The sequence below is a fragment of the Rhizobium sp. NLR8a genome (assembly GCF_019685235.1).
GTDB lineage: Bacteria > Pseudomonadota > Alphaproteobacteria > Rhizobiales > Rhizobiaceae > Rhizobium.
Genome location: NZ_JABDWI010000011.1, coordinates 191741 through 207123, shown reverse-complemented (window position 1 = coordinate 207123; position 15383 = coordinate 191741). Strand labels below are relative to the sequence as shown.

The window sequence follows — 15383 nt, the reverse complement described above, 5'->3', positions numbered from 1 at the left end:
AAAAAGGCCGGACAGGAGAAACGATGGCAGAACACAAGGCAGGACAGGAAGAAAAACGACGGCGCCGTTCCCGCAAGGGAGAGGAACGACGCGCAGAGATCCTGGCGGCGGCGATGCGGCGTTTTGCCGAAGACGGCTATCAGAATGCCGCGATCGGCGATATCGCCCGGGATGTCGGCCTGTCGCTGCCCGGCCTGCTGCACCATTTCCCAACCAAGGTCGAGCTGCTGCTGGCGATCCTCGCCAAGCGCGATCTCGATAGCGCTAATTTCATCGGGCACTTCCGCTCCGATGTCAGCGCCCTACTCAAGGGCATGGTCGAGATCTTCCGCCGCAACACCGAAATGATCGAGGTCGTCAGAGCCTTCGCCATCCTGAATGCCGAAAGCCTGATGAAGGATCACCCCGCCAAGGCGTGGTTTCTCGATCGCACTGCGGAGATGCAGAAGGACATCGCCGCGACCTTCGAGCGGGCGATCGCCGATGGCTCGATCGACAAAGGGATCGACAGCAAGGCCATGGCCGCCGAGCTGATCGCCGTGATGGACGGCCTGCAGATGCTCTGGCTGCGTGATCCCGATCGCTTCGATATGGTCGGCGGCCTGGAAGCTTATGTCGGTCGCTTGTTGGCGAGCCTCGGCCTCGATGGCTAGACGCTCTCTTCATCGAAGCGCGTGAGCCAGATCATGATGCGATTGACGGATTCGTGATATCTTTGCCCGACCAACAAGCCCGTATGCGTCGTGCCCCAGAGACCGAGATACTCGCCGCCGATATGCCGGGCCGTCGCCTGCCCTCGCCGATCGGCGGCGGCGTCGTTGACAGCTGAGATGACCAGGCTGGGGCCGGTGATCTTGCCGCCGTCGATGGAAATCCCCTCGGCTCCGCAATGAAAGGAAAAAGCGCCGAAGGCTCTGGCGGATTCCATGGACAGGTACCTCCGCTGGAAGGCGATATCGTCGGGCGTTTCGTCGGCGCTGGATTGCTCTTCACGCACCGGCGCGGGAATAACGACGCCAGGTATCTCAGGCGCAAGATCCTGGTAGGGCACCTCGTCATGCACCTGCCTGGAGATGCTGGAATCGATCAGCACCAGCCCGGCGATCTCCACGCTTTCCGCCAGTTTCTGGCTGAGGATCCCTCCCATGCTGAAGCCGATCACGACAGGAGCGACGGCACATTCCCCAGTGATTGCGGAAATTGCCTCAAGAATGTCTTCCAGATAGTTCTCGAATTCGACCTTCGTCAAATCCACCGACCGGCTTTTGTAGTGGCCTCGCAGATTGATGCAGTAGGAGGTCCATCCCGCGGCTATGAAGTGCGGGATATATTTGCTCCACATCCAGCTGCCGGTGTAAGCGCCGTGGACAAAAAGGAGAGGCGGTCGACCGGCCTCATCCGAGCGATTGTTCCCAGGAAAGATTTCCAGGAACAGGTCGTTCTCTCCGATATATCTCGCAGTGTGCTCCGGCAATTCTTTCGTGTAGTCCCGCATGCCATCCACTCCTTGACTCGGCAGCCCCATCCGTTCCGGCTGCCGAACAAAGGATATTTGTTATGCAATGTTGATCAATCGCCGTAAGTGGACTTAGATAAAGGACAAAATGTCTCCAATTGGATCTTGCCGTGGATAGTCTCGCGAGCCTCTTCGCCTTCGTTCATGCGGCCGAACAACAGAGTTATGTCGGAGCCGCGCGCGTTGCCGGCGTTTCGCCGTCCGCGATCGGCAAGGCCGTGGCGCGTCTTGAAAACCGGCTCCATGTGCGGCTCTTCAACCGCACGACGCGCAGCATCAGCCTGACCGAGGAAGGGGCTGTCCTCTACGAGCGCTCTAAGCGCATCATCGACGATATACAGGACGCGGAGGCAACCGTCCTGCAAAGCCGGGAACGCCCAAGGGGGCGCCTGCGCGTCAGCGTCCCGCATATCGTCGGACACCATCTGCTGATGCCGATGCTGCCGGCCTTTGCCGAGCGCTTCCCGGAGATCGAACTGGATGTGGATTTCGAAGACAGGGTCATCGACATGGTCACGGAAGGTCTGGATGTGGTGGTGCGCAGCGGCGAACTTGCCGATGCGCGGCTGATCGCCCGCCATCTCGGCGAGCAGCACTTCGTGGTGTGCGGCAGTTCCGAGTATTTGGAGCGCCATGGACGGCCTGAGACGCCGGGCGATCTCTTCAAGCACGCCTGCATTCACTTCAAATATCCCTCCAGTGGCCGCCTGGCACCCTGGGCGTTCAGCGCACCATACGAGCGGCTGCTTCTGCCAAAAAGCCTGACATTCAACAATACAGATGCAGGGCTGCGGGCAGCACAGGATGGTTTGGGCCTCGCGCATCTGCCCGTCTATGTCGCCGAGGCAGCCATGCGGGCGGGAACCCTGAGCCCCGTCCTCACTTCCTTCATGGTGCCCTTCGGTTCGCTCTCGCTCGTCTGGCCGTCGAACCGCCAGCTATCGCGCAAGGTCCGCGCTTTCGTGGACTTCGTGGTCGAGACCTGCGCCGCCCGGCCCGGCGCTTTTCGGCCGGCAGGCAGCCTGTCGCGCTGATCCGTTGCCGCGCATACCCGAGGCGGGTCCACTTTCCCTATTCACAACACTGGGGGCTTTGGTGCTCAGCCGCAGTTCCGGCTTGGTTTTGGATCGGAACCGGCACTTGCTCCGCCAGTGAGTGCCATTGGCCGATCTGAACGCGCCGATCCGGTCGATGCGGATGACGTTTGCGGGACGCGCGGATCCGTCGTGGCCAGCCAGCGGTCTGCCGAAAAATACGCCCTGGTCCTTGCCTGCGAGCCCGGAGCCGCCTTGAGACCAAGAGCAAAATTAAAAATGTTTTTGCTGCCGGCTTCGAGCGTGAAGCTGAGATAAGAGCCAAATCGCTCGGTCTCTACCTGGCGAAGGCTTCGGATCGACGCAAGCGCATCTTCAAAATCGCGCCAGCACGCCTGCTTCACAATGATCTCGAAAATGCGCAGCACATCAGGGGCGAGGCGCCCCTCAGCGTCAATCGCCGGCCCGACGATCTTGGCGCGGATCTCAACAATATCACCCGCTTCATCTCCACGAACCCTGAGGAAGGTAGAGCTGAGCGGCCGCACCTCGTCCCGTTCGTAGATGCGCTGAAAATAACATTCATAATCGCGATTGCGCATCGATGCGGCTTTCCATTCGCTCACCTCGATGCCGGCCTCTCGAAGAGCGCCACAAATATTCGCGCCTGAGACCAGCCACATCCGCAGAAACTGACTTGCCAAATCGAGCTTTGGAAGCTCCATCAGATGCCGCGAAATGGGCATCGGCGGAAGAGCAGAAGGAGCCGACGCATGGGAGTCGGCAGCTACGGGTGATGGTCGGGCTGCCTTATCGAGGCCTGCATACTCAAAGTGCTGAACCGGGCCTGCGGAGTGGCGGATTTCACGGTAAAGAACAGCGGTGCCTGCAAGAAGTAAAATGGATATTGAAAGCGCCGACCAAAAAAGCCAGCGGCGGCGGCTCCGCAATGGGAACTTCCACTGCCGGGGTGGGCTGCCACGAGGAGGAGGGACTGCTGAGAACACTTTATCCACGGCGTCACCTCGCACACTTGCGACCAGCGGCGTTGGCCGGCGAACGGCCAATCAGCCGCTGCGCCACGTCCTTCCAAGGCGAGCAACGATGTCAAAGCGGGCGCCGTCGACTCACCTCGACCCCGCGATTCTGATATCGAGTATATTAGGCGTCAAGCAAGAACCCTGGCTATGCGCTCACCACCGATCCGAGGCTTTTTCAGTTGGCGACAGACGAGCGCGGGCCGAGCCGGAATGGGAGACTGCAACGCCTCGCTACTGCCGCATTCACGCCGCGTCGGAGACTACTTTCCGTCGAGCCATTCCTGCAGCTCCGCCTCAGCCCGTTCCAGAGCGCTGTAGTTCAGAAGTTTACGCAATAAAGCAATCGTGACAGCGCGGGCGCGGAGATTGAAGCGGCCGTCCTCGTGGTCGTCGCCAGCCGTCTGATAGACGTCGAGCTTGTCGTAGAGCTGCTGCAGGCGGTTCTGCACGCTGCGCAGCGACAGGCTCCGGCGTTTGGCGATGGCCCGGTCGGTTAGACCGAGGGCTATGTCGACGAGGATCTCGTATTCGGAATCGGTGAAGCCGTTGGTCTGGCCGAGGCTCTTCTGCTGTAGGCCACGCACCTCGCGGTCGATGACACACTGGCTCTCGATGAAGATCGAGCGCAACGCAAGCTTCAACCGCTCGTCAGAGGCGGATTTCAGCACATAACCATAGGCGGCGCCATCCGGCACAATGCGCGAGACGCCGCGCACATAAGCCTCATCCGAATAATTCGACCAGAACAGGATACGGGTCTCCGGTCGCTCCTTCCAGATCGTCCGCGCCGCCTCGATGCCGTTGCGGCTTGCCATCTGCAGATCCATGACGATATGCGCCGATTTGTGGTCGCGGGCGAGCTTCTCGCCGACGGTTCCGTTCTCCGCCTCGATCACCGTGTCGCATTCCGGCAGGGCGGCGTTGACAGCCTCGTGCAGGTAGGACCGGTGCAGCGGGTCGTCCTCGACGATCAGAACCTTCATCGTGTCTTTCTCCTCAGTCTGGCTCGCCCGCCGGGCCGTTCGGCGCCAGCGGCAGCACGACGCGCACCGCGGTCCCGCGATGATTATGGCCGGGGCCGATCGTGAAGCGCGCCGAGATCAGCCGCGCGCGTGTCTTCATATTGTCGATGCCGCCGCCGATCCGTCCCCGCGTCTTGGCAAGCCCGGTCCCGTCGTCGGAGATTTCGATCAAAAGCTGTTCGTCGTCTGCTTCGAGCCGCACCATGATCGCCAGCGGCGCGGCATGGCGCACCGCATTATTGATCGCCTCCTGCGCTATGCGGAACAAGGCGACGCTGACGGTCGGTTCCAGCCTTTCCAGCGCCCCGTTCGTCTCGTCGGTAAGGCCGCATTCGATGCCCGATCCGGTGTCGCGGGTCGATCGGTCGAGATGATGCTCGATCGCCTGGGCGAGGCCGAACAGCTGGAGCACGGAAGGTTTTGCCTGTTCGATGATCTGCCGCAGATCCTGCATGCAATGCTGCAAGGACCGAGAGACGGGCTCGAGCGCCTCCGGGGTCACCTCGCCGTTGCGCGACAGCCGATCGATCCGGCGAGCAAGTCGCGTCAGGTCGGCGAGCGTCTGATCGTGAAGATCCATGCCGATCCGCTGACGTTCCTGCTCCAGCGCTTCGGTCAGCTTCAGCGCGCCCTGACGCAGCCCCTCCTCGCGAGCGCGCGCCTCCGCCTCGACGATCGCCGAGCGTTGCGCCTGCTCGGCTGCCTGCAGCGCGAAGAAATAAGGTGTCAGAAGGTCGGCGATGATGCGGGCGCGCTCGACGTCCTCCATCGTATAGACGCCCGCCCTGTGAGAAGAGCAGGAAAGTGCTGCGATGATCGTACCTTGCACCTTCATCGGAACATGCAGCCGGCTCCTCAGCGATTGCTCGACGATCGGCCGCTTGAAGGCGCCCTCGAAATGGAAGCGCGGGTCTTTCATGGCATCGTCCGAAAGCAGAAAATCGACCTCACCCCGCAGCAGCGAGCGGATGGGGCTGTTGACCACTGGCGCGCCGGCGATCTCGCCCCAGGCGGTCTCGATGCCCGTCTCATAGGCCGTGTGATAGTTGCCGCCCTCGAGCAGCACGCAGACGTCGAGATGATCGTGCGGAATGATGTGAGCGACTTCAGCCGCGACCGAACGGATCGCCGAACGGAAGTCGAGCTGGCCCGCGAGCAACCGGGAAATGCCGAGATAATGGTCGAACAGGGCTGCCGGTGCGAGATGCAGCATTGTCAGTTCCTCCCCGTCACGACAGGCTCCTCAACCCGCCGCAATCATTTCCCAGTAAGCGCCCGCAAATGGGCCGCCGTCTTGCATAAACCCGCAGCTTGTTGCGCAAAACCCGCAAACGAGTTGCCGCCTTGCCCCTGTACAGGCCGGCTGATCTCCCGCATCCTGCCCTTACTGAGAGGAGGAAGCTCAGTGCAAGAACAATTTTCACTCGGAGCCCGCTTGAGCCGGCAGGAGTGAAGCGATCCCGCCGACCGGCGCGATCATGAGGGAGGAAGACATGACAATCCGTAAGATGCTTCTGGCATCGGCCGCCATTGCTTGCGCCGCCATGCCCGTTTCCGCCTTTGCCGACACGTCGGCCAAGAAGATCGCCCTTTCTAATAACTATGCCGGAAACTCCTGGCGCCAGGCCATGCTGACGAGCTGGGGCAAGGTGACGGGCGAAGCCGTAAAGGCTGGCGTGGTCGCCGCAGCCGATCCTTTTACCACCGCCGAGAACCAGGCGACGGAGCAGGCGGCGCAGATCCAGAACATGATCCTGCAGGGCTATGATGCGATCGTGCTGAACGCCGCCTCGCCGACAGCGCTGAACGGCGCAGTGAAGGAAGCCTGTGACGCCGGGATTACCGTCGTCTCCTTCGACGGCATCGTGACCGAACCCTGCGCTTGGCGCATCGCCGTCAACTTCAAGGAAATGGGCCGCAGCGAGGTGGAGTATCTGTCGAAGAAACTTCCCCAGGGCGGCAATCTGCTCGAGATCCGCGGCCTTGCCGGCGTCTTCGTTGACGACGAGATTTCGGCCGGGATCCACGAAGGCGTCAAGCAGTACCCGCAGTTCAAGGTCGTCGGCTCGGTTCACGGCGACTGGGCGCAGGACGTGGCGCAGAAGGCCGTTGCCGGCATCCTACCGAGCCTTCCCGATATCGTCGGCGTGGTGACGCAGGGCGGCGACGGTTATGGCGCCGCGCAGGCGATTGCCGCGACCGACCGGAAGATGCCGATCATCATCATGGGGAACCGCGAAGACGAGCTGAAGTGGTGGAAGGAACAGAAGGACGCCAAGGGCTACGAGACGATGTCCGTATCCATCGCGCCCGGCGTCTCCACGCTGGCCTTCTGGGTCGCCCAGCAGATACTCGACGGCAAGCAGGTCAAGAAGGATCTCGTCGTGCCTTTCTTGCGCATCGACCAGGACAATCTGGAGGCCAACCTCGCCAATACCCAGGCTGGCGGCGTCGCCAACGTCGAATACACGCAGGCTGATGCAATCAAGGTCATCGAGTCGGCAAAATAACTCTCCCGACTGCCGCGCGGCCGTAAATGGCCGCGCGGCATTCTTTGCGAGCAGGCATGGCGGGGCAGCATGGATGAGGTTTTGAAGGCGGTGATCGCCGTCGATGGCGCCAAGGTGAGTTTCGGCGCGGTCAAGGCGCTCGACGGCGTCACGCTCCGCGTCATGCCGGGCGAATGCGTCGGGCTCGTCGGGCACAATGGCGCCGGCAAGTCCACCATCGTCAGCGTCATCAATGGCGGCCTGACGCCGCATGAAGGAAGTGTGGCGAGCGACGGCGAGCGGCTGGAGCGTTACGGCATCAATGCGGCGCGCGCCCGCGGCGTTCGCTGCGTCTTCCAGGAGCTATCGCTCTGCCCCAATCTCTCCATCGTCGAGAACACCCGCGTCATGCATCGCCATCTCGGCGGTTTCGGCTGGCGCAGGCGTGCCGCCAACATCATCGAGAAGAGCCTCGACACTGTCTTTCCGGGCCATGGCATCGACAGCGGCCGGGCCGTCGGCGATCTCTCGATCGCCGAGCGGCAGATGGTCGAGATTTCAATGGCCTTTTCCGATGCCGGCACGCCGCCGCGGCTGGTCATCCTCGACGAACCCACTTCGTCGCTCGATGCGAGCCTTGCCCGCCAGATGCTCGACCATGTCCGCCGCTTCACCGCCACCGGCGGGGCCGTCATCTTCATCTCGCATATCTTGCACGAGATCCTCGAAACCTCCGACCGCATCGTCGTGATGAAGGACGGCCGCGTCGTCGCCGAACGGCCGGCGCAGGGCTTCGACCATCACGGCCTCGTCGAAGCGATGGGCACCGTTGCGAAGGAGGAGAGCGGGCAGCGGGCGGCGCGCGAACAATCCACCGCGCCCGTCATTCTGTCGCATCAGGCGAGAGGCCTGCCCTTCGCGGCACGCAAGGGCGAGATCGTCGGACTGGCAGGGTTAGCCGGCCACGGGCAGACCGAGCTGCTACTTGCTCTGCACGCCGCCCAATCCGGCAATTGGCTGCCCGAGCGCGATCCGCTCGTTACCTTCGTCGCCGGCGACCGCCGCCTCAACGGCGTTTTCGAACTTTGGAGCATCTTGCACAACTTTTCCGTCGCCTCGCTCGGTGACCTGTCGCGGCGCGGCCTCATTCTGGCTGACAAAGAGGAGAGCAAAGGCACGGACTGGAAGCGGCGGATCGATATCCGCACGCCCGATATGGAAAACCCTATCCTGTCGCTTTCCGGCGGCAACCAGCAGAAGGTGCTGTTCGCCCGCGCCCTTGCAACACGCGCGCCTGTCGTGCTGATGGACGATCCGATGCGCGGCGTCGACGTCGGCACCAAGCAGGAGGTCTACGCGATTATCCGCGAGGAGGCGGCGCATGGCCGCACCTTTATCTGGTACTCGACCGAAATGGACGAGGTGCGGCTCTGCGACCGCGTCTACGTCTTCCGCGAAGGCCGCATCATCGCCGAACTCGCCGGCGATGCCGTCAACGAGACGAATATCATCGCTGCCTCCTTCGAAGGGGTGGCTGCATGACGTTCCGGCTGTCGTCCGATGCCTTGCGTCTTGCCATTCCCGCCTTGTCGCTGACGCTGCTGCTTGCCGCCGTCTTCTGGCTGCAGCCGCGCGCCATGAGCTATGTCGGGCTCAATCTGCTGTTCAACCTGGCGGTGCCCATCGCGCTTGCGACGATCGCTCAGATGCTTGTCATGGCGGTCAACGATCTCGATCTGTCGATGGGCACCTTCGTCAGCTTCGTCGCTTGCGTTACCGCGACCTTTCTGCGGGATGACCCGGTGACCGGCGTCCTGATCCTTGCGGGAGCGATCGCGGCCTATGCGGGCCTCGGTGTCATCATCTACCTGCGCGATCTGCCGTCCATTGTCGTCACTCTCGGCATGAGCTTCGTCTGGGGCGGCCTTGCCGTGCTGCTGCTGCCGGCGCCCGGCGGCCAGGCGCCGGACTGGGTGCGCTCTCTGATGACCGTCAAGCCGCCGCTGGCGCCGATGGCGATCGTCGCCAGCATCATCATCGCCGCCGTCGCTCATCTTCTCGTCATGCGCTCTTCGCTCGGCGTGCTGATCCGCGGCATCGGCGGCAACCAGCGCTCGGTCGAGCGCGCCGGCTGGTCGATCGTCGCCGCCCGCGCCGCCGCCTATGGCCTGGCGGGCTTCTTCGCGGTGCTCGCAGGTATCGCTCTCGTCGGCCTGACGACGTCGGCAGACGCCAATATCGCGCTGCGTTACACGCTGCTGTCGATTGCCGGCGTGATCCTCGGCGGCGGCGAGTTCATTGGCGGGCGTGTCTCCCCCGTCGGGGCCGTCATCGGCGCGCTGACGCTGACCCTCGCCGGCTCGTTCCTGTCCTTCCTGCGCATCTCGCCGGACTGGCAGATCGGAGCCCAGGGCGCGATCCTGATCATCGTGCTCGCGCTCCGCCTGATGCTGAACCGCCTGGAGAAACGGGAGAAACGCCGCCGATGACTCCCCTCCTCAGCCTTTTCGGCAAACCCTGGATCTGGTCATGGTTTGCCGCTTTCATCGTCTGGTTCCTGACGATCATGGTGACCCTCGGCGCCAGTACGCTCGGCCTGTCGCAGGCAGCCCTCACTTTCGCCGCCTTCTCGGTGATCGTCGGCATCGGCCAAATGTTCGTCATCACGCTCGGTCCCGGCAATATCGATCTGTCGGTCCCCGCCACCATGACACTAGCCGGCACGGTGGCGCTGAAGCTGATGAACGTGCAAAACGGCTTGATCCTGCCCGGCTTTCTTGTCGCCCTCCTCATTGGCCTCGTCGTCGGCCTCGGCAACTACGCGCTGATCAAGGCGCTCCGCATTCCGCCGATCATCGCCACGCTTTCCATGAGCTTTATCGTGCAATCGGCGGCAATCTGGACAAACCGCGGCTTGCGCATCAAACCTCCGAGCATGCTTGCGGAATTCACTACCACGAACACGCTCGGCGTACCGAACGTCGCGATCGTCGCGCTCCTCATCTCGCTGCTCGCCTGGTTCCTGCTCGAGAAGACGATCTACGGGCGCTGGATCTCGGCGATCGGCCAGAGCATGCCCGCCTCACGCATGGCCGGCATTCCGGTCGACGGCACGCGCTTCGTCACCTACCTCTTCTGCGCCGTACTTGCATCCGTCGCGGGCTACCTGCTCGCCTGCTTCTCGGGCGGCGCAGCACTCAACATGGGCTCGGAATATCTGCTGACCTCGATCGCCGTCGTCGTGATCGGCGGCACGGCGGTGGCCGGCGGCGATTCCAACGTACCGGGCATCTGGGGCGCGTCGCTCTTCATGTTCCTGGTCGTTTCCATGCTCAACACCTATGGGTTCGGCGCGGGCATCCGCCTCATGATGACCGGCCTCATCATCATCAGCGTGATCATGCTCGCCGGCGGCCGCCGGGCCGGCATGCGATAAACAGGGAAACTGCCATGGCCGAGGCCAGCATCTACGAAATCCACGACCCGCGCTTCCGGCAGTTGATCGTCACCAGCGCCGGCCTCGACGAACTCTATTCCGGCTGCCGCTGGGCGGAGGGTCCTGTCTGGTTCAACGATGCGAACCAGCTTCTGTGGAGCGACATTCCCAACCAGCGTATGCTGCGATGGGCGCCCGAAGGCGGCGTCTCCATCTACCGGCAACCATCCAACTTCACCAACGGCAACACGCGCGACCGCCAGGGCCGACTCATCTCCTGCGAACATGGCGGGCGCCGCGTCACGCGCACCGAGATCGACGGTTCGATCACCGTGCTCGCCGACCATTTCGAAGGCGCGCGGCTCAATTCGCCGAACGACGTGGTGGTGAAATCGGACGGCACGATCTGGTTCACCGATCCAACCTACGGCATCATGTCGAATTATGAAGGCTATCAGGCCGAGCCCGAGCAGGCGACGCGCAACGTCTACCGGCTTGATCCGGCCACCGGCAAACTTGCGGCCGTCGTCACGGATTTCATCCAGCCGAACGGCCTCGCTTTCTCACCTGACGAGACGATCCTCTACGTCGCGGATTCGGCGGCAAGCCACGACGAAAGCCTGCCACGTCAGATCCGCGCCTTCGACGTAGTCGACGGCAGCAGGCTTGTGAACGGCCGCGTCTTCTGCCTCATCGACAACGGTATCCCGGACGGTATCCGCACTGACGTGAAGGGGAACCTTTGGTCCAGTGCCGGTGATGGCGTGCACTGCTTCGATCCGACAGGCAAGCTGATCGGCAAGATCCGTGTCCCTCAGACCGTCGCCAACCTCACCTTCGGCGGCCCCGGACGCAACCGTCTGTTCATCGCCGCAACACGTTCACTCTATTCCGTCTACGTTGCCGCGACGGGCGCCCAACGACCGTAAGCCGGTGAAAGCCACGCGGCCGATCTCGTCAGGCCGGTCGGTGAAGGGAATGTCGGCGTCGAGATTGCCCTCTGCCAGATCGCTCATGCTTGCAGCGATCCGGCCGATCAGCGTGATTATGGTCAGCCGGCCGATGTCGAGATTGAGGGAGAGAACGAGAGTTGGCAGCATTCGCCTCCTCCTGGGCCTTCGTCGCCATGGTCTTGGCCGAGTCCACCCCTTCCTCGAAGCAGCCTGGCTGGCCCCATCAGCAATCACCAGCAATTTCGACTACGTCTGGCGGTCGCACTCCCCCGTCTTGTCAATCAGGCTAGCTGGCTCTTGGGGCCGATAGCCCGCTTCGAAGCAAGACGCCTCTCTTCACCGGTTGGACATCGCTCCCCTTTATGACTGTCACCTGCATGGCAATCGCCAAATTGTCCAGTATTGCCCCTCGGGCGAGTAGATGGGTCGCCCCGCCTAATGGAAGCGGCGGAGCGTTATTTGCAGCAGGCGGCGTCAGGCCTTCTGCAGCCTCCAGGTCCTGATTTCGAAGGGCATGATTTCGGCGGGGCCTTTGCGCTCCATCGGCTCTTCGAGGATGTTGAGCGGCTGCGACGCCCGCCATCCGGAAGGCAGGCCGAGGGAGAGGCGGCCGCGCCGGCCGGCCGGTTCGTAGAGGCGCAGGATGAGACCTTCGCCCTCCTCCGCAGGCTTCAGGCCCGAGAAGGCGACAGGCGTGCCCGCGACATCAATCGGCGCGAAACGGCCGGCGGAGAGGCCTTTGGCCTCGGCCGTCACCAGCGGCTGGTTGAGGTCGAGTGCTTCGTCAAGCACACCGCCTTCATGCCAGGCGCCCTCATGCGGCATCAGTGCATAGGTGAAGCTCTGCTCGCCTTCATCGGCCAGCGGATCCGGATAGATCGGACCGCGCACCAGGCTCATGCCGATCACATTGCCGCGGGCGCTGTGGCCGTATTTGGCATTATTGAGAAGCGCCACGCCGAAGCCCGGCTCACTGACATCGACGAAGCGATGGGCGGCGGCCTCGAACATCGCCTGCTCCCAGGAGGTATTCGTATGTGTCGCCCGCTCAACCACGCCGAAGGCGCATTCGAAGGTCGCCTTACGGGCCTTGACGTCGACCGGGTTCAGGGTACGCAGCAGGGTGCGGCGGTCGTGCCAGTCGATGGTCGTTTCGATATCGAGCCGCTTCGAATTGGCCGTCAAAACATAGGTCTGCATGACACTCGAATGCCGATAGCGGTGAACGACGCGGATTGCCGCACGGTGCGGACCGCTTTCGACGAGGCTGATGCTTTCGGGCGCATCGAGCCGGACGGATTTATCGGCATAGTCGGCATCGACGTCCCAGGCGTCCCAGTTGCGCGGCTTGTCGGCCGGATAGACCCAGAGCTGGTTGGCGGAGCCATCGACCGCTTCGCGGCCGCTCGCCTTGTGGATTAGGCTGGTAACGGCTCCATCCTTGCCGATGACGATCGAGAGATGATCGTTTTCCAGCCGGTCGACGCCGGCCTTCAGCCCGCCCGCCGGCTTCAGCGTCTGCCTGTCAAAGACGGCGACCGCCAAGGGAGCGACGATCTCAGCGGCCGAAAGCGTCGTGCCGTCGGCAAGTGTCGCGCTCACCGGTCGTGGCGCAAGCGAGGGATTGACGACGATGAGCGCGTCAGTGACCCCGCCCTTCGGCAGATTGACTGACAGCGCCTGCAAGGCCTTGGCCTGCTCGGCCTTGGCATGGTCGATGACGCCGCCGAGCTCCTGCTCCGCATCCTGATAGACTTCGCGGATGCTCGAACCCGGCAGGATGTCGTGGAACTCGTTCTTCAGCACCACGCGCCAATCCGCCTCCAGGCTTTTCGGCTTTTCGGCGCCGAGCATATGGGCGAGCGACGCGAGGGTCTCGGCGGTGATCAGCGCCCGCTCGGCCTGGCGATGCTTGCGCTTGACGCCGCTTTGGGTCGTCAGCGTCGCGCGGTGCAGTTCGAGATAGATTTCGCCGTCCCAGACGGGAAGCTTCTTCTCCGAAGCGGTTTTGTGCGCCCGCTCGTAGAAGCTTTTCACGGTGCCCCAGCGGGCCTGCGGAATGGCGGGAAAATCGCGCAGCTGCACTTCGCGCTCCACCATCTCGGGCGTCACGCCGCCGCCGCCGTCGCCGTAACCGACGGCAAGAAGCGAGGCGTGATGCTGCGTCTTGCCCCGGAAATTCTTCCAGGTCGGCAGGTAGCAATCGGGCTGCACGAAGCCGTTATAACCCTGCATCGGATTGTCGAAGGTGTGGGTCAGCACCTGGCTGCCGTCGAGGCCCTTCCACCAGAAGAGATCGGAGGGGATGTGGTTGGTCTCGCTCCAATTGACCTTGATGGTGAAGAAACTGTCGATGCCGCCCTGTCTCAGGATCTGCGGCAGCGCGCCGGAAAAGCCGAAGCAATCCGGCAGCCAGCAGACCGTGTGGCGCGCGCCAAAGGTCTTTTCGAAATAACGCTGGCCGTAGAGCACCTGGCGGGCGAGGCTTTCGCCGGTCGGCATATTGGTATCAGGCTCCACCCACATGCCGCCGACGGTTTCCCACTTTCCTTCCGCGACCTTCTCCTTGATGCGTTCGAGAAGCTCCGGATCTTCCTCCTCCATCTGCGCGTAATAATGGGCGGTCGACTGGTTGAAGCGGAAATCGGCGGAGCGCTCCATCAGCGACAGCGCCGTGTTGAAGGTGCGCCGCATCTTCCGCCGCGTCTCGCGATAGGGCCAGAGCCAGGCGAGATCGATATGAGCATGGCCGGTCAGCACCAGCTCGCCGTTTGGGGGAAAGCGCTTCTGCAGTTCCTTCAGCCGCGCCGTGAGGACCTCGAAGGCGGAGGCCGCCGAAGCGCTCTGCTCGTCGGAGAGACCTGCCGGATCGGATACAAGCTCCGGCAGCTCCCAGATCTTCTGCTGCATGACGGCGCCCGACGTGCGGGAGATGTAGGCCGCCGTATCCGATGGCCAGTCGAGGCTGCGCAAGGCCTGCTCCGCGGCATCGACCAGATGCGGCACGACCTCATGCTCGCCGAGCGCGCCAATCGCCTCGGCGATCTGCTTCAGGAGAAGATGCAGGCTGTGAACGGGACCGTCGAGCCAGATCAGCCGGGCCTTGTTGAGCCTCGGCGCGCGGTTGGGCTCGCCGAAAGGAAAGCGGGCAACACTTTCCGTCGCAATCGAGAAGCGGCGGCCCTTCAGCGGGAATTCCTGGTGATAGGGATCGAGGCCGAATGTTTCGCTCTGGCCATCGGGATAGCTGAGCGTGATCAGGCTCTCGCCGCCGAGATCGAGCTGCAGGCGAATATCTTCGAGCGGCCAGTTCGCCGGCGCTTCGGCGCTCGCGGCAAAATGCACCACGCCCTCACGATGCGGCCAGTCCTGGTGATGGGCGATCGGCTCCCCCTCGAAGGTCCAGCCATCGATCGGGCTGCTATGCTGGTCCCGCCAATGCGCGAGCTCGGCGATACGGACCTTCAGACTGTCGAGGCGTTGGGCGATGGTGAGCGGCATGGCTTATCCTGTTGAAAATCGGCGACGCGCGATCGGGAATCATGGCTTTGGGAGATAAAGGATAGTGCGATGGGATCGCGAATGCCGACCCCTCCTCCCAGCGGTTCGGCTGACGCTTAGATTAAGTAACTTTGATTTGGCGTCAAGCCCGCAAGAGATCGCCTTTTCCTGGTTTTTTTGCTCTGCCGTGCATGGGAGCTGAACCGTAGAGGCATCTAACTGCGAGTCATGAAGGATGCGAAGGACACGACTGCTGTTGCCCGCCTCCTGATTGAAAAACCAGCTTCAATTCTCTCTAAGCTAGTGCGAGAAAAAGGAATTTTCCGCATAACCTGATCTCATCTGCCGAGATGATCATTCGAGGATTTGCTCCCTCGTTTTAATGCAATTGA

At 62.6% G+C, this 15383-nt stretch carries 13 protein-coding genes; 7 read left to right on the top strand and 6 right to left on the bottom strand.

The features are described from left to right. Window positions 1-23 precede the first annotated feature (23 nt). Entirely contained in the window at window positions 24-653 is a 630-nt protein-coding gene (locus HJC04_RS22130) for a TetR/AcrR family transcriptional regulator (protein WP_221147109.1), read from the top strand. Here HJC04_RS22130 and HJC04_RS22125 read toward each other — a convergent pair. After that, complete coding sequence (locus tag HJC04_RS22125) at window positions 650-1495, bottom strand: alpha/beta fold hydrolase (RefSeq protein WP_221147108.1); 846 nt, start codon at window positions 1493-1495, stop codon at window positions 650-652. The two genes, HJC04_RS22130 and HJC04_RS22125, sit on opposite strands and share 4 nt — an antisense overlap. Window positions 1496-1626: 131 nt before the next feature. Between HJC04_RS22125 and HJC04_RS22120 the strand changes: the two genes are divergently transcribed. Then, complete coding sequence (locus HJC04_RS22120; protein WP_210632117.1) at window positions 1627-2550, top strand: LysR family transcriptional regulator; 924 nt, start codon at window positions 1627-1629, stop codon at window positions 2548-2550. Window positions 2551-2615: 65 nt separating this feature from the next. Here HJC04_RS22120 and HJC04_RS22115 read toward each other — a convergent pair whose 3' ends face one another. The 3 genes from HJC04_RS22115 to HJC04_RS22105 form a co-directional block, all read right to left on the bottom strand. Next, a complete protein-coding gene (locus HJC04_RS22115; RefSeq protein WP_221147166.1) occupies window positions 2616-3500 on the bottom strand; it encodes a DUF6030 family protein in 885 nt (294 codons plus the stop codon). Window positions 3501-3850: 350 nt separating this feature from the next. Then, on the bottom strand, window positions 3851-4573 hold the full coding sequence (locus HJC04_RS22110; protein WP_210632115.1) for a response regulator transcription factor: 723 nt from the start codon (window positions 4571-4573) through the stop codon (window positions 3851-3853). A 13-nt stretch (window positions 4574-4586) separates the two neighbouring features. Next, the gene (locus tag HJC04_RS22105) at window positions 4587-5825 is read right to left on the bottom strand and encodes a sensor histidine kinase (RefSeq protein WP_221147107.1); all 1239 of its coding nucleotides are present in this window, start codon (window positions 5823-5825) and stop codon (window positions 4587-4589) included. 280 nt (window positions 5826-6105) lie between these two features. On the opposite strand from HJC04_RS22105, the gene HJC04_RS22100 reads away from it, so the two are divergent. From HJC04_RS22100 to HJC04_RS22080, 5 genes are all read left to right on the top strand, one after another. Further along, complete coding sequence (locus tag HJC04_RS22100; RefSeq protein WP_210632113.1) at window positions 6106-7122, top strand: ABC transporter substrate-binding protein; 1017 nt, start codon at window positions 6106-6108, stop codon at window positions 7120-7122. A gap of 69 nt (window positions 7123-7191) precedes the next feature. Then, window positions 7192-8643: a sugar ABC transporter ATP-binding protein gene (locus HJC04_RS22095; RefSeq protein WP_210632112.1), complete on the top strand. Its 1452-nt coding sequence runs from the start codon at window positions 7192-7194 to the stop codon at window positions 8641-8643. Then, window positions 8640-9590 (top strand): ABC transporter permease, encoded by a 951-nt coding sequence (locus HJC04_RS22090; RefSeq protein WP_210632111.1) that lies wholly within the window; start codon window positions 8640-8642, stop codon window positions 9588-9590. Before HJC04_RS22095 ends, HJC04_RS22090 begins: the two co-directional genes overlap by 4 nt. After that, a complete protein-coding gene (locus HJC04_RS22085; RefSeq protein ID WP_210632110.1) occupies window positions 9587-10537 on the top strand; it encodes an ABC transporter permease in 951 nt (316 codons plus the stop codon). Before HJC04_RS22090 ends, HJC04_RS22085 begins: the two co-directional genes overlap by 4 nt. Before the next feature lie 14 nt (window positions 10538-10551). After that, window positions 10552-11466 (top strand): SMP-30/gluconolactonase/LRE family protein, encoded by a 915-nt coding sequence (locus HJC04_RS22080; protein WP_210632109.1) that lies wholly within the window; start codon window positions 10552-10554, stop codon window positions 11464-11466. On the opposite strand, the gene HJC04_RS22075 is transcribed toward HJC04_RS22080, so the two are convergent. Together HJC04_RS22075 and HJC04_RS22070 are read right to left on the bottom strand one after the other, a co-directional pair. After that, window positions 11419-11637, bottom strand: a complete 219-nt coding sequence (locus HJC04_RS22075) for a HAMP domain-containing protein (protein WP_210632108.1) — start codon at window positions 11635-11637, stop codon at window positions 11419-11421. The genes HJC04_RS22080 and HJC04_RS22075 overlap by 48 nt on opposite strands. A 327-nt stretch (window positions 11638-11964) precedes the next feature. Then, a complete protein-coding gene (locus tag HJC04_RS22070; RefSeq protein ID WP_210632107.1) occupies window positions 11965-14991 on the bottom strand; it encodes a glycoside hydrolase family 38 C-terminal domain-containing protein in 3027 nt (1008 codons plus the stop codon). Window positions 14992-15383 lie beyond the last annotated feature (392 nt).

Excerpts from the sequence above, each read along its gene's own strand:
- HJC04_RS22105 (WP_221147107.1), bottom strand. The coding sequence starts at position 5,825 with ATGCTGCATCTCGCACCGGCAGCCCTGTTCGACCATTATCTCGGCATT.
- HJC04_RS22075 (WP_210632108.1), bottom strand. The coding sequence starts at position 11,637 with ATGCTGCCAACTCTCGTTCTCTCCCTCAATCTCGACATCGGCCGGCTG.
- HJC04_RS22095 (WP_210632112.1), top strand. The coding sequence starts at position 7,192 with ATGGATGAGGTTTTGAAGGCGGTGATCGCCGTCGATGGCGCCAAGGTG.
- HJC04_RS22085 (WP_210632110.1), top strand. The coding sequence starts at position 9,587 with ATGACTCCCCTCCTCAGCCTTTTCGGCAAACCCTGGATCTGGTCATGG.
- HJC04_RS22100 (WP_210632113.1), top strand. The coding sequence starts at position 6,106 with ATGACAATCCGTAAGATGCTTCTGGCATCGGCCGCCATTGCTTGCGCC.
- HJC04_RS22080 (WP_210632109.1), top strand. The coding sequence starts at position 10,552 with ATGGCCGAGGCCAGCATCTACGAAATCCACGACCCGCGCTTCCGGCAG.
- HJC04_RS22070 (WP_210632107.1), bottom strand. The coding sequence starts at position 14,991 with ATGCCGCTCACCATCGCCCAACGCCTCGACAGTCTGAAGGTCCGTATC.
- HJC04_RS22090 (WP_210632111.1), top strand. The coding sequence starts at position 8,640 with ATGACGTTCCGGCTGTCGTCCGATGCCTTGCGTCTTGCCATTCCCGCC.
- HJC04_RS22130 (WP_221147109.1), top strand. The coding sequence starts at position 24 with ATGGCAGAACACAAGGCAGGACAGGAAGAAAAACGACGGCGCCGTTCC.
- HJC04_RS22110 (WP_210632115.1), bottom strand. The coding sequence starts at position 4,573 with ATGAAGGTTCTGATCGTCGAGGACGACCCGCTGCACCGGTCCTACCTG.
- HJC04_RS22125 (WP_221147108.1), bottom strand. The coding sequence starts at position 1,495 with ATGCGGGACTACACGAAAGAATTGCCGGAGCACACTGCGAGATATATC.